The organism is Xenorhabdus griffiniae, from assembly GCF_001028135.1.
In the GTDB taxonomy this organism is placed as follows: Bacteria; Pseudomonadota; Gammaproteobacteria; order Enterobacterales; family Enterobacteriaceae; genus Xenorhabdus; species Xenorhabdus bakwenae.
The window spans coordinates 60,346-74,029 of record NZ_LDNM01000017.1 but is presented as its reverse complement, the minus strand read 5'-3'; the positions used below and the strand labels follow the sequence as shown (position 1 = coordinate 74,029).

9 protein-coding genes and 1 pseudogene are annotated in these 13,684 nt (G+C 43.9%); 9 read left to right on the top strand and 1 reads right to left on the bottom strand.

Annotated features, from left to right (window positions below; all coding sequences use genetic code 11):
- Positions 1-91: 91 nt before the first annotated feature.
- Both AAY47_RS06275 and AAY47_RS06270 read left to right on the top strand, forming a co-directional pair.
- Positions 92-1,657, top strand: a pseudogene (locus AAY47_RS06275) (S9 family peptidase); the annotation flags it as partial.
- On the top strand, positions 1,650-2,390 hold the full coding sequence (locus tag AAY47_RS06270; protein ID WP_083446782.1) for a TonB-dependent receptor domain-containing protein: 741 nt from the start codon (positions 1,650-1,652) through the stop codon (positions 2,388-2,390). The pseudogene AAY47_RS06275 and the gene AAY47_RS06270, both read left to right, overlap by 8 nt.
- A gap of 100 nt (positions 2,391-2,490) precedes the next feature.
- Here AAY47_RS06270 and xseA read toward each other — a convergent pair whose 3' ends face one another.
- The gene (gene xseA / locus AAY47_RS06265; RefSeq protein WP_047767964.1) at positions 2,491-3,858 is read right to left on the bottom strand and encodes an exodeoxyribonuclease VII large subunit; all 1,368 of its coding nucleotides are present in this window, start codon (positions 3,856-3,858) and stop codon (positions 2,491-2,493) included.
- Between the two features lie 173 nt (positions 3,859-4,031).
- On the opposite strand from xseA, the gene guaB reads away from it, so the two are divergent.
- From guaB to rlmA, 7 genes are all read left to right on the top strand, one after another.
- Entirely contained in the window at positions 4,032-5,498 is a 1,467-nt protein-coding gene (gene guaB / locus AAY47_RS06260) for an IMP dehydrogenase (protein WP_047767962.1), read from the top strand.
- 78 nt (positions 5,499-5,576) lie between these two features.
- A complete protein-coding gene (gene guaA, locus AAY47_RS06255) occupies positions 5,577-7,154 on the top strand; it encodes a glutamine-hydrolyzing GMP synthase (RefSeq protein ID WP_047767960.1) in 1,578 nt (525 codons plus the stop codon).
- 432 nt (positions 7,155-7,586) lie between these two features.
- Positions 7,587-8,963 (top strand): hexose-6-phosphate:phosphate antiporter, encoded by a 1,377-nt coding sequence (uhpT, locus tag AAY47_RS06250; protein WP_047767958.1) that lies wholly within the window; start codon positions 7,587-7,589, stop codon positions 8,961-8,963.
- Between the two features lie 159 nt (positions 8,964-9,122).
- Positions 9,123-9,731, top strand: a complete 609-nt coding sequence (gene uhpA / locus AAY47_RS06245; protein ID WP_047768018.1) for a transcriptional regulator UhpA — start codon at positions 9,123-9,125, stop codon at positions 9,729-9,731.
- Positions 9,732-11,270: a signal transduction histidine-protein kinase/phosphatase UhpB gene (gene uhpB, locus AAY47_RS06240; protein ID WP_047767956.1), complete on the top strand. Its 1,539-nt coding sequence runs from the start codon at positions 9,732-9,734 to the stop codon at positions 11,268-11,270. It abuts the gene before it with no gap.
- A 9-nt stretch (positions 11,271-11,279) separates the two neighbouring features.
- On the top strand, positions 11,280-12,608 hold the full coding sequence (locus tag AAY47_RS06235; RefSeq protein ID WP_047767954.1) for an MFS transporter: 1,329 nt from the start codon (positions 11,280-11,282) through the stop codon (positions 12,606-12,608).
- Positions 12,609-12,793: 185 nt separating this feature from the next.
- On the top strand, positions 12,794-13,609 hold the full coding sequence (gene rlmA, locus AAY47_RS06230) for a 23S rRNA (guanine(745)-N(1))-methyltransferase (protein ID WP_047767952.1): 816 nt from the start codon (positions 12,794-12,796) through the stop codon (positions 13,607-13,609).
- Positions 13,610-13,684 lie beyond the last annotated feature (75 nt).

Below are 13,684 nucleotides of genomic sequence, written 5' to 3'. Positions count from 1 at the left end.
AGCTTGCAGTAAGGCAGTGCGTGGTAAAAGAGTAATGCTTAGCTTGTTACTCAGTGGTAGTTTATGGAACCACAGTTTTGTTGCTACTGCAATGGAGGAAAACAGGGTGCTACCGATGGCCGCAAAACAGCCGCATAAAATGGAACTCCACGGGGATGTGCGGGTTGATAACTATTATTGGCTGCGCGATGACAGCCATCAGGATAAAAACGTCATTGATTACTTAAAGGCTGAGAATCAATACGCCGAGCAGATGCTGAAATCAGGTCAGGAATTGCGCGAAACTCTCTATAAAGAAATGGCTGATAGAATGAGCAAAGACGATCAGTCCGTTCCTTATACCTATAATGGGTATATTTATCGTACTGTTTACGAGGCAGGAAAAGATTTCCCGATCTATCAGCGCAAACCAGTCGATAATTCAACGGATTGGCAGGTCATGGTTGACGGCAATGAGCGGGCAAAAGGCCATAAGTTCTATCAACTGGGTGGCTTTGCGGTTTCATTGGATAACGAGCGCATCGCAGTGGCAGAGGATACCCAAGGGCGCCGTAACTACAAGATCTCATTTAAAAATTTCAGTAATACCGATTGGCAGAATAATGTCATAGAGAATACTTCCGGCAACATTGTGTGGGCAAATGATGGCGTGACGCTGTTTTATGTGCGCAGAGATCCACAAACGTTGCTGCCTTATCAGTTATTCCGCCACCAATATGGCACTGATAGCCAACAAGATAAAAAAATCTATCAAGAGGAAGATGAACGTTTCTATCTGTCGATATCGGAGAGTACGTCACTTGATTATATTTTGATTTCGAGTACCAGTTACACGAGTTCAGAATATCGACTCATTGAGGCTAACCACCCACAATCAGAGCCGCAGGTTTTTTCTGCTCGGCAAGTTGGGCATGAATATGATCTAGACCATTTCCGTGGGCAATTCTATATCCGCTCTAATCGTGAACATCTATTGTTTGGCCTGTATCGGACAGATGCCATTAATAATCCCTGGGAAACCGTGATTGCCCCACAGGAAAATACCGATCTGGAAAATTTTGCCCTGTTCAACGAGGGGTTGGTTGTACAGGAACGGGCTAAAGGATTGCCGTCGATCCGCCAGATTGATTGGAAAACCCGGCAGGAAAAACGGGTTCAATTCGATGATCCGGCCTATATGGCATCATTGGGTTTTAACCCAGAACCCGATACCCATTTCTTGCGCTATAGCTATTCATCAATGACCACACCAAGTTCAGTATTCCAGTGGAATATGCAAACAGGTGAGCGTGAATTGTTGAAACAACAGGCAGTAAAAGGATTCAACAAAGAAAACTATGAAAGCCAGCGCATCTGGGTAAAAGCCCGTGATGGCGTGGACGTCCCTGTTTCTCTGGTATACCGCAAATCTTTGTTCAAAAAAGGCGAGAACCCGATCCTGATTTATGGGTATGGTTCTTACGGTATCAGCATGGACCCTTATTTTAGTTCTGCCTTGCTGAGTTTGTTGGATCGTGGCTTTGTCTATGCCTTGGTGCATGTCCGTGGTGGTGGTAATTTAGGCAAAAACTGGTACTTGCAGGGGAAACTCAAAAATAAGATAAACAGTTTCCACGATTTTACTGATGCGACCAAAACCTTGATTGCTGATGGATACCTATCAAATCGGATTTAATAGCTACCACCCGAATTTAATTGTAGATGGAGATACTTTCCGTTTAAAAGCAACGTACTTCCATACCAAAATTAAACATTATATCAGTAGTGATCAGTATATGCTTTGTACTGAAAAGAAACTGTGTAAACTTGATGGAAAATTGACAGCCGAAGAAGAGGGTTCACTTAACCCGAATGTTAGTGCTTATATCTATACCAATAGCGTGAAACCAGTAACTATGAAAGGTTATGAGATTTCCGCTAATTATGATGCGGGTATGTTCTATAGTTTATTGGCATATAGCCAACAGAAAACACAGCAACCGACATCATTAGCGACACATTATATGGGCGCAAGCCCGGAATCACAATTACCAGAACGTTATTTGACATTAGATACCGGTGTTCGTTTCTTGGATGAAAAATTTCGGGTAGGAACTATTATAAAATATACAGGGCAATCTTATCATCAGAGTCCTGAAGATGAGCGGGATGATAATAATAAAATTGTAATGGAAGAATCGGATAAAATTCCAACAATTATTGATCTGTATAGTGATTATCAGATTAACAAAAATTTATTGATTAAATTCTCTGTGCAGAATCTGACAAATCGAAATTATTCTGATGCATTGAACCGTATGAACTCATCACCGATGATGGGGGAGCAAGATGCTAAAACCCAAACTGCCCGTGGCCGAACCTACGTCATGGGCGCAGAAATTCGCTTCTAATTTCTCTAATTTCTCTAATTTCTCTAATTTCTCTAATGGAAAATAACATTTAAATAGGCATATAACGATAGCGGTGAAAATTCACCGCTATCTCAGAAATCTATTTTAATTTCTTTCTGTTATTGACTTTTGTAACCTGCGTTATCTGGCTCTCAACCCAGCCATCCTGCAACCGCGTTTTCAGCATATCGCCTGCTTTTACTTGTTTGACTTGCTTTAATAATTTTCCATCAGATACTTCGCTGATACTGTAACCGCGACTCAATGTTGCCAGTGGACTGACTGCTTCCATACGTGAACAAGAAACGGCAAATTTTTCCCGATAACGCCCTAATTGCCGTTCAATGGACTGTCTCAAACGAAAGTCAAGTTGCTGGATAAATGAGTTATAACGCTGAATTTCCCGCTCAGGATGGCGTTGCAACAATCGCTGGTTCAACTTCTCATATGAAATTGAGTTCTGTTTTAGACAACGTAAGACACTATCGGTCAGTTTTTGCCGTAACTCAGCTAAATGATTCTGCTGGCGCGCCAATTGCAAATCAGGGCGTTGCTGCTGGAGGCGGTGCTGCAATACATTCACTCTCTGTTGTTTTTGGGCAAAGAAATAATCCATTGCCATTTCCAGACGTTGTTGCAGGGATTGTATTTGTCGTAATAACTCTGTCTGATTGCGGCTGACCAATTCTGCTGCCGCAGAGGGCGTTGGTGCCCGTAAGTCAGCGACAAAATCCGCAATGGTGACATCGGTTTCATGGCCGACTGCGCTGACAATGGGAATACGGCTTTGGAATATTGCCCGTGCCACGTGTTCATCATTGAAGCACCATAAATCTTCCAGTGACCCTCCGCCACGACCGACAATCAAAACATCACACTCGTGTCGCACATTTGCCAGTTCGATTGCCCGAATAATCTGTAATGGCGCTTCGGCTCCCTGAACGGCCGTGGGATAAATGACAATTGGCAAGACAGGATCACGGCGTTTCAGGATATGCAGAATATCATGCAGTGCTGCGCCACTGGTGGAAGTGATGACACCGAGTCGTTTGGCAGGAGAGGGGAGTAATTTTTTATGAATTTGATCAAACAAGCCTTCGGTGGAAAGCTTTTGTTTTAACATTTCAAACTGTTGTTGAAGCAAACCCTCTCCGGCAGGCTGGATACTTTCTACAATCAGCTGATAGTCACCCCTAGGCTCATACAAGGTGATTTGTGCCCGAACCAATACTTGCTGACCATTTTGTGGACGAAACGTTGCCCTCAAATTGTGACTGCGAAACATGGCAGCACGAACTTGTGCCCGTTCATCTTTTAACGTGAAGTACCAATGCCCTGACGATGGCTGAGAAAAATTGGATATTTCGGCGGATAGCCAAATTCTGCCCATTTCCAGCTCAAGTAACTGACGAACAGTTTGGTTTAAACGGCTGACGGAAAAAATTCCGGTATTGATTGGTAGTGACATGTGAGCTAGATCAAATTTTAAAACAATGACTTAATTGGCTGATATTAATCCCATCAGATTACGAATCAAGAATTTTTTTCAAAAAATGCTGGAGGCAACCGGTTTCGGCCTGTATAATGCCGCGGCAATATTTTATCCCTCTTATTGCTCCATAGCCTGGTGAGATATTGCCCATGTTACGAATTAAAAAAGAAGCATTAACTTTTGACGATGTATTGTTGGTTCCTGCCCACTCAACAGTCTTGCCTAACACAGCAGATTTGTCCACTCAATTAACTTCCACTATTCGCCTGAACATCCCTATGCTTTCTGCCGCTATGGATACTGTGACGGAATCTTCACTGGCAATCGCACTGGCACAGGAAGGGGGCATCGGCTTCATTCATAAAAATATGTCAATCGAACGCCAGGCTGAAGAAGTCAGCCGCGTGAAGAAACATGAAAGCGGCGTAGTCACTGATCCTGTCACGGTCACGCCACAAACGACCCTGCGCGGAGTCCATGAACTGGCTAAACGTAATGGTTTTGCGGGTTACCCGGTGGTAACAGAACAAAACGAACTGGTGGGTATCATTACTGGTCGTGATGTGCGCTTTGTGACTGATTTGGATCAGCCTGTGACTGCGGTGATGACGCCTAAAGAACGTTTGGTGACGGTAAAAGAAGGCGAAGCCCGCGAAGTTGTTTTGCAGAAAATGCACGAAAAACGCGTGGAAAAAGCACTGGTTGTTGATGATAGCTTCCACCTGCTTGGCTTGATTACGGTGAAAGATTTCCAGAAAGCAGAACGTAAGCCAAACGCATGTAAAGATGAACAAGGTCGTCTGCGTGTTGGCGCTGCCGTGGGTGCAGGTTCTGGCAACGAAGAACGGGTTGATGCATTAGTTGCTGCGGGGGTCGATGTCCTGCTTATTGACTCCTCTCATGGCCATTCGGAAGGTGTGTTGCAGCGTATTCGTGAAACTCGCGCTAAGTATCCTGATTTGCAAATCATTGGGGGTAACGTAGCGACGGGTGAAGGTGCCAAGGCTCTGGTAGAAGCGGGTGTAAACGCGGTTAAAGTGGGTATTGGTCCGGGTTCTATTTGTACAACCCGTATCGTAACCGGTGTGGGTGTTCCTCAAATCACGGCTATTGCAGATGCGGTTGAAGCACTGGAAGATACGGGCATTCCTGTTATTGCCGACGGTGGTATCCGTTTCTCTGGTGATATTGCCAAGGCGATTGCGGCGGGTGCATCCTGTGTCATGGTTGGTTCTATGCTGGCAGGAACTGAAGAATCTCCGGGTGAAATCGAACTTTACCAGGGCCGTTCATTCAAATCTTACCGCGGCATGGGTTCTTTGGGCGCGATGTCCAGGGGTTCTTCTGATCGTTATTTTCAGACTGATAACGCAGCCGACAAACTGGTTCCTGAAGGTATTGAAGGTCGTGTGGCTTACAAGGGCCTGCTGAAAACCATCGTTCACCAGCAAATGGGCGGTTTGCGTTCTTGTATGGGGCTGACGGGTTGTGCCACGATTGATGAACTGAGAACTAAAGCCGAATTCGTTCGTATCAGTGGTGCAGGTATTCAGGAAAGCCACGTTCATGATGTGACGATCACCAAAGAATCACCAAACTATCGTTCAGGTCTGTAATTTATTGAGAGTGGCCCACCATTGGGTCACTGACTTTTTTATTTTTTAATTGCCACTTGTTTTGGGAATTCACCTCAAATGACGACTAATATCCATCAGCATCGCATTCTGATCCTTGATTTTGGTTCGCAATATACCCAGCTTATTGCCCGCCGCATTCGTGAACTTGGTGTTTATTGTGAACTTTGGACATGGAATGTCACTGAAGAACAAATCCGTGAATTTAATCCGAATGGTATTATCCTTTCTGGTGGACCAGAAAGTACGACTGAGCACAATAGCCCACGTGCGCCGGAGTATGTTTTCAATGCAGGTATACCTGTGCTGGGTATCTGTTATGGTATGCAAACCATGTCCACACAATTGGGTGGTCAGGTTTCCAACTCTGATGAACGTGAATTTGGTTATGCGCAGGTTGAAATCAAGAATGATTGTGAACTATTCCGCGATATTCAAGATGCCCTAAGCGAAACAGGCAAACCGCTGCTGGATGTATGGATGAGTCATGGTGATAAAGTGACAGCGATCCCGGCTGATTTCACAACCATTGCCAGTACGGATACTTGCCCGTTTGCCATCATGGCCAACGAAGCGAAACGTTTTTACGGCGTACAGTTCCACCCAGAAGTGACTCATACTCACCAGGGTTTGAATATCCTGAAACGCTTCGTGCAGGATATTTGTCAATGTGAAGCGCTATGGACGCCTGCCTCTATCATCGACGATATCGTAGAACGTCTGCGTGCGCAGATTGGGGATGACCATGTTATCCTGGCACTGTCTGGCGGTGTGGATTCTTCGGTGACTGCACTGTTGTTAAACCGTGCGATTGGTAAGCGTTTGACTTGCGTTTTCGTCGATAATGGCTTGCTGCGTTTGAACGAAGCGGATCAGGTGATGGCGATGTTTGCCGGTAAATTTGACCTGAACATCGTGCATGTTAAAGCGGAAGACCGCTTCTTATCTGCACTGGCAGGCATTGATGAACCAGAAGCTAAACGCAAAACCATTGGTCACGTATTTATTGATGTGTTCGATGAAGAAGCATCGAAACAAACTCAGGTTAAGTGGCTGGCCCAGGGCACGATTTATCCGGATGTTATCGAATCAGCCGCATCTGCAACTGGCAACGCCCATGTGATCAAATCTCACCACAATGTCGGTGGTTTGCCAGAAGATATGAAACTGGGTCTGGTTGAACCGCTGAAAGAGTTGTTCAAAGACGAAGTGCGCCGTATCGGTCTGGAATTAGGCCTGCCATACGACATGTTGTATCGTCATCCATTCCCGGGACCGGGCCTTGGTGTTCGCGTATTGGGCGAAGTGAAGAAAGAATATTGTGACTTGCTGCGTCGCGCGGATGCGATCTTTATTGAAGAACTGCATAAAGCGGATTTATACAATAAAGTCAGCCAGGCATTTACCGTGTTCCTGCCGGTTCGTTCTGTTGGTGTTATGGGTGACGGTCGTAAATACGACTGGGTTGTGTCCCTGCGTGCGGTAGAAACCATTGACTTTATGACCGCGCACTGGGCGCATCTGCCCTATGACTTCTTGGGTCGTGTCTCGAACAGAATTATTAATGAAGTAGGTGGTATTTCGCGGGTAGTCTATGACATCAGCGGTAAGCCCCCCGCAACAATTGAGTGGGAATGATTTAAAGCTTCCCCAAGACTTACCAAATCATCATGATTTTCTAATTAACGCCCTGATTTCAGGGCTTTTTTACTCGTGGCTGGCCGTTAACAATGTTGATGATCTTGTTCAGTTTTTACTGGCCTAAATATTGTTGGACATCAAACACCAAAAAATAGCCCTTATTTCTCCCTGTACTGAGCAAAGAGTGTGATTTCTTTCACGCTTTATGCTCGAATAAGGCAAAAATAGGAAATATTCTTAGTTAAACTAAGACCATAGCTCAAGCCAACCTGCCTTTAGTTTTCTAAACTGACCGGATAATAACTATATCTGCGAAACTATATTTACGAAAACTATAACTACGAAAACTTTTGCTTTCTTGCAATTTGCCTTTTTTATTTTCACCTGCTTCAAAAGGCGCTTTTTCTCGTGGTTATTTAAGGATTTCAAATGCTTAAAATTTTAGAACAAATTCGTAAACCAACACTGGATCTGCCAGTGGAAGTACGCCGCAAAATGTGGTTCAAACCCTTTATGCAGTCGTATTTGGTGGTTTTTATTGGCTATATGGCTATGTATTTGGTACGTAAAAACTTTAACATAGCCCAAAACGATATGATCTCGACTTATGGTCTGTCGATGACACAGCTTGGGTTGATAGGGTTAGGTTTTTCTATTACTTATGGGATTGGTAAAACCGTTGTTGCTTATTATGCCGATGGTAAAAATACCAAACAATTCCTGCCATTTATGTTGATCCTATCTGGCATTGCCATGTTAGGGTTTAGCATGAGTATGGGAAATTCCGGCATCAGCATTTTCCTGATGATGGCATTTTATGCGTTGAGTGGCTTTTTCCAAAGCATAGGAGGGCCTGCCAGCTATTCCACTATTACGAAATGGACTCCCCGTAACAAGCGTGGAACCTATCTGGGTTTGTGGAATATGTCACATAATGTCGGTGGCGCCGCGGCGGCTGGGGTTGCCCTCTTTGGTGCCAATTATTTCTTTGATGGTCATGTAATAGGGATGTTTATTTTCCCTTCTATTATCGCCCTGATCATTGGTTTCATTGGATTGCGTTATGGTAGCGATTCTCCAGAAAGTTATGGTTTGGGTAAGGTAGAAGAGTTATTTGATGAATCTGTCAGCGAAGAAGATATCGCGGCAGAAAAAAACCAAATGACCAAACGTGAGATCTTTGTTGAATATGTCTTAAAAAATAAAGTCATTTGGCTACTCTGTTTTGCCAATATCTTCCTTTACATCGTACGTATTGGTATTGACCAATGGTCAACCGTGTATGCCTATCAGGAATTGGGGCAATCAAAAGAAACGGCCATCACGGGTTTTACCATGTTCGAAATAGGGGCGCTGGTAGGTACCTTAATGTGGGGGTATTTGTCAGATTTGGCGAATGGCCGTCGTGCCCTGGTTGCCTGTGTCTCGTTAGGGTTGATTATTGTCTGCCTTGAATTCTATCAACATGCAACCAGTGAATACATGTATTTGAGTTCTCTGTTTGTGCTTGGTTTTCTGGTATTTGGCCCACAGTTGTTGATTGGTGTGGCTGCTGTAGGGTTTGTACCGAAAAAGGCGATCAGTGTGGCTGATGGTGTTAAAGGAACGTTTGCTTATTTAATCGGTGACAGTTTTGCCAAGCTCGGTTTGGGAATGATTGCTGATGGTGTACCTGTCTTTGGTTTAACGGGTTGGAAAGGGACATTTGTTGCTCTGGATACCTCAGCCTTCGCATGCCTTACCTTGCTTGCTTTCGTGGCTATTGCGGAAGAGAAAAAGATTCGAAAAGCGAAGAAAGCACATTAAGCTGTATTAAAAACTTACTGATGCTGCTGTATAACCGCAGTAGCATCTTTTCATCACTTTTTGCCCTAATATCCCCTATTTTCTATCGATGACGTACTGTTGCGAAGCGATATCAATAAGAGTAGTTTAATCCGATGCTTAACTCGATAATAAATAATGATGATTAAAGTCGCATTAGTAGATGATCATGTTGTTGTTCGTTCAGGATTTGCTCAATTGTTGAATTTAGAGCCTGATATTGAAATCGTGGGGGAATTCAGTTCATGTGCTGAAGCCAGGCAAGGATTACCGGGATCGGGTGCAACAGTTTGTATTCTTGATATTTCAATGAAAGATGAAAGTGGACTTTCACTACTGAAAGATCTTCCCTCAGGCATTACCTGTATTATGCTGAGTGTGCATGATTCTGCCACAATGGTAGAGAAGGCCTTGAAAGCGGGTGCGCGTGGTTATCTCAGTAAACGTTGCAGCCCGGATGAACTGATTCAAGCGGTGCGGACTACCGCCAATAATGGTTGTTATCTGACACCGGATATTGTCCTTAATTTAACGTCATCAAAAGGCAATCCGTCTTCATTGGAATACCTGACTAAACGGGAACGGCAAGTTGGCGAAATGTTGGCGAGTGGTATGGATGTTAAAGCCGTCGCGGCTGAATTAGGATTAAGCCATAAAACCGTACATGTTCATCGAGCCAATGCGATGAGTAAATTAGGGGTAACGAATAACGTGGGTTTGGCGAATTATTTTGCCACTAATGATCTTTAAATGCGTCAATATCTGATTAATTCATTTTGCGGCTGGTTACTGTTTTCTTGTTGGTGGTTCTGCTTATGGGTCATCGCTTACTATTTTGTCAATGACTCTGAACTGGCTATCCTGTTTTTTCCTTTTGCTTTGCGTCTCGGCATTACTCTCCATACCCCCAAGCGTTATTGGGCGACTATTTACGGCGCAGAATGGGGGCTTACCATCTGTTTGACGCTCCTCATGGGGCAGCTACAATGGCTGACGGTATTAACTGCCAGCATGGCCAGTTTTCCTCTTGTTTGGTTTGTCAGTCGCTATTATTGTGGCAGTCAATGGCAGCGATTTGCTGTTATGGCTGGTATTATTCTGGCAACTTCCATGATTAATGTCGCGGCGATCAGTAATCATAATTCTGCTTTAAGTATTGCATTTTTGGTGAGTTTAACCGGGGGTGTCATGTTAGTCCCTTTGTGTTACTTAGTATGGCATTACCTGTTCCAAAATATTTGGCTTCCCCTGACTGCTAATCTTGTATCACATCGTATTCAGTTTCATCTGAAACAGATTATTCTTTATAGTTCATTGTTTATAATAAATATTTTTCTTCAAGTTGGTCTTCCGAATGAGTTGCGTTATTTTGCCCCGTTTTGCCTGGCGATCCCTATTATCTTGCTGGCTTTTCGCTACGGCTGGCAAGGCGCAGTGATCGGTACTTTGCTAAACAGCATTGCTTTGATTGCCGCGCGTAATGGTGTTTCGAATAATGGTGTTTCGCATATCGAGATCACGGATCTCTTGTTATCACTGTTGGCTCAAACGTTAACGGGGATCATGCTGGGAATGGCGGTGCAGCGTCAGCGTGACCTTAATGCACAGCTAAAGCGTCAACTTCATTGTAATCACAGTTTGTCCCGCCAATTGGTGAAAGCAGAAGAGTCGGTAAGGCGGGAAATTGCACGTGAACTGCATGATGAAATTGGTCAGAATATTACGGCTATTCGTACGCAGGCCAATATTATTCAGCGGGTAGAAGTCGCACCGATTAGTGCTAATTGTGCGAAAACTATCGAATCGTTATCCCTCAATGTTTATGATACAACTAAAGGGTTACTTAGCCGGCTACGGCCTAAAATTCTTGATGACCTCGGTTTGAAAGAGGCGGTTGAGCAATTATTGCGGGATATGGAATTTGAGTCCCATGGCATATTGGTAGCAGTTTATTGGGAAACGGATTCAGCTATGACCATTGCGCAACTCAGTGACACCACCCAAATTACGTTATATCGCCTTTGTCAGGAAGCACTGAATAATGCCGTGAAATATGCTCAAGCGGATTGTATTGAATTACATTTTTCCATCAGCGGAATGATCCACTTATTGATCAGGGATAATGGTATTGGCTGTAAATTTGAAGATCATATGAAAGGGTTTGGCTTGCGTGGTATGCGGGAGCGTGTGCAGGCGCTGGGTGGGACGTTCTCAATTCACAGTGGAAAACGACAAGGTGATTCGACTCCTTCGGGGACGGATTTGTCTATCATCCTGCCTAAACTTTAAGATACGGTCATGACAGCTTCTTCTCAATCCAAGTCGGTACATGACAAACAGTTATCTGATGAAGAAATCCGGCAACAGTATCGCTACTGGCGGTTGCATATCATGCTGAGTCTTTATGTGGGCTATGCGCTATTCTACTTTACCCGTAAAAGTTTCAATTATGCGATGCCTGCCATGATAACCGATCTCGGCCTTGATAAGGGGGAAATCGGTCTTATTGGCACGTTGTTTTATATCACTTATGGTTGTTCCAAATTTCTTTCCGGTATTATCTCTGATCGCTCCAATCCGCGTTATTTCATGGGGGGCGGGTTAATTGCCACCGGGATCATCAATATCTTTTTTGGTCTGTCCAGCTCGATTGTGATGTTTACCTTTTTGTGGATATTAAATGCGTGGTTTCAGGGTTGGGGTTCGCCGCCCTGTGCCAAACTGCTCACCAGTTGGTATTCTCGCTCAGAGCGTGGTTTTTGGTGGTCTATATGGAATACATCACACCATATAGGGAGTGCTTTGGTTGCGTTGTTTGTCAGTTTCTTAACATTACATTTTAGCTGGCGAGAAGGATTTATTGTGCCGGGCTGTTTAGGTATTTTGGCTGGGATATTTTTATGTTGGCGGCTACGTGATAAGCCTGCAACAATGGGATTACCAACCGTTGGTCAATTTCGTAATGATCATTTAGAAAAGATACAGGAAAATCAAGGACAAGAGCTAACCCCCAAAGAAATACTGAAAACCTATGTTTTTTGCAATAAATATATTTGGTTGCTTTCACTGAGTTACGTGTTGGTCTATCTCGTCCGTACGGTGATTAACGATTGGGGAAACCTCTATCTGACAGAATATCATCATTATGATTTAGTGAGTGCAAATGCGGTATTGTCACTGTTTGAAGTGGGGGGATTTACAGGCTCACTGGTGGCGGGCTGGGGATCAGATAAAGTGTTTGGCGGTAATCGTGGGCCGATGAACTTGCTATTTGCGATGGGTATTTTCTTATCGGTAGCGGCTTTATGGTTGATGCCGGTGACTGATTTGATTTTTCAGTCAATTGGCTTTTTCACGATTGGTTTTTTCGTTTTTGGTCCACAATTATTAATTGGTATGGCGGCTGCGGAATGTTCTCATAAAGATTCTGCGGGGGCGGCAACGGGGTTTGTTGGACTCTTTGCTTATACGGGCGCTGCACTTGCCGGTTACCCTTCTGCGATTATTTTGAAGTATTACCATTGGACCGGGTTATTTATTACCATTTCTGTCTGTGCAGTAATGATAGGTTTGTTATTATTGCCATTCCTGCAAGCCCAGTTTTCTAGCCAGAGGATGCAGGATTGATGGTTAAGTTAATTTAATGAAAAATATCCCGGAATTCGCAGTCATATTTTCCTGAAACATACTCTTTTTCTTCTACTTTCCCCCGCGCAGCGGGGAAATATAAGGCCTCGCGTCGTCTTGCGGATTGCAACTTGAAGTTTATCGAGTATAGTATGCCCCTGATTTTTCCTATTCGTTGAAATGTTATGTCTTATCAATGTCCTTTATGTCACTCATCCTTATTGTTTGCAAACCACCAATGGCGTTGTGAAAACAATCACCAGTTTGATTGTGCAAAAGAAGGGTACGTCAATTTACTGCCCGTTCAGCATAAACGCTCAAAAGAACCTGGGGATAGTGTGGAGATGATGCAGGCGAGAAGGGCGTTTTTGCATTCAGGTCATTATCAGGCTCTGCAACAAAAAACGGTGGAGTTACTTGGGGAATATTTACCAGAAAGTGCTGAAACTTTGCTGGATATTGGTTGCGGCGAAGGTTATTACACCGCCGCAGTTCAGGAACAGTTGAATCCACACCGGAAACTGGCGGTGTATGGATTAGATGTGGCGAAAATCGCCGTTCGTTATGGTGCCAGGCGTTACCCTGATGTTCATTTCTGCGTAGCATCTAGCCATCGACTGCCATTTGCGAACCATTCATTGGATGGTATTTTGCGGATCTACGCCCCTTGCAAGGCAACAGAATTGGCTCGAGTGGTGAAAACGGGTGGTATTGTTCTGACGGTAACGCCAGGGCCTCGTCACTTGTATCAATTGAAAGCGCTTATTTATCAGGAAGTGCATTTACATCCTGAAAATCAGGAACAATGGGAAGAATTTGAATTAATTTCAACTGAAACACTGGCCTATACAATGTCATTAAATGGTGAACAAGCGCATAATTTATTGCAGATGACGCCTTTTGCCTGGCGGGCATCAGACGAAGTTAAAAGGGATTTAATAGCGAGAGAACAGCTTAATTGTGAAGCCGATTTTACGTTAAAAGTATATCGACGTATTTGATAATAAGATAATTGCTGTCATCTTATAAACCATAGAAGTATGATGACAAGGGAACAACTCTCCGGAATATAACGA

What these genes read in the sequence shown, in the direction of transcription:
- AAY47_RS06270 (WP_083446782.1), top strand. Translation starts at nt 1,650, where the DNA reads ATGGATACCTATCAAATCGGATTTAATAGCTACCACCCGAATTTAATT.
- xseA (WP_047767964.1), bottom strand. Translation starts at nt 3,858, where the DNA reads ATGTCACTACCAATCAATACCGGAATTTTTTCCGTCAGCCGTTTAAAC.
- guaB (WP_047767962.1), top strand. Translation starts at nt 4,032, where the DNA reads ATGTTACGAATTAAAAAAGAAGCATTAACTTTTGACGATGTATTGTTG.
- guaA (WP_047767960.1), top strand. Translation starts at nt 5,577, where the DNA reads ATGACGACTAATATCCATCAGCATCGCATTCTGATCCTTGATTTTGGT.
- uhpT (WP_047767958.1), top strand. Translation starts at nt 7,587, where the DNA reads ATGCTTAAAATTTTAGAACAAATTCGTAAACCAACACTGGATCTGCCA.
- uhpA (WP_047768018.1), top strand. Translation starts at nt 9,123, where the DNA reads ATGATTAAAGTCGCATTAGTAGATGATCATGTTGTTGTTCGTTCAGGA.
- uhpB (WP_047767956.1), top strand. Translation starts at nt 9,732, where the DNA reads ATGCGTCAATATCTGATTAATTCATTTTGCGGCTGGTTACTGTTTTCT.
- AAY47_RS06235 (WP_047767954.1), top strand. Translation starts at nt 11,280, where the DNA reads ATGACAGCTTCTTCTCAATCCAAGTCGGTACATGACAAACAGTTATCT.
- rlmA (WP_047767952.1), top strand. Translation starts at nt 12,794, where the DNA reads ATGTCTTATCAATGTCCTTTATGTCACTCATCCTTATTGTTTGCAAAC.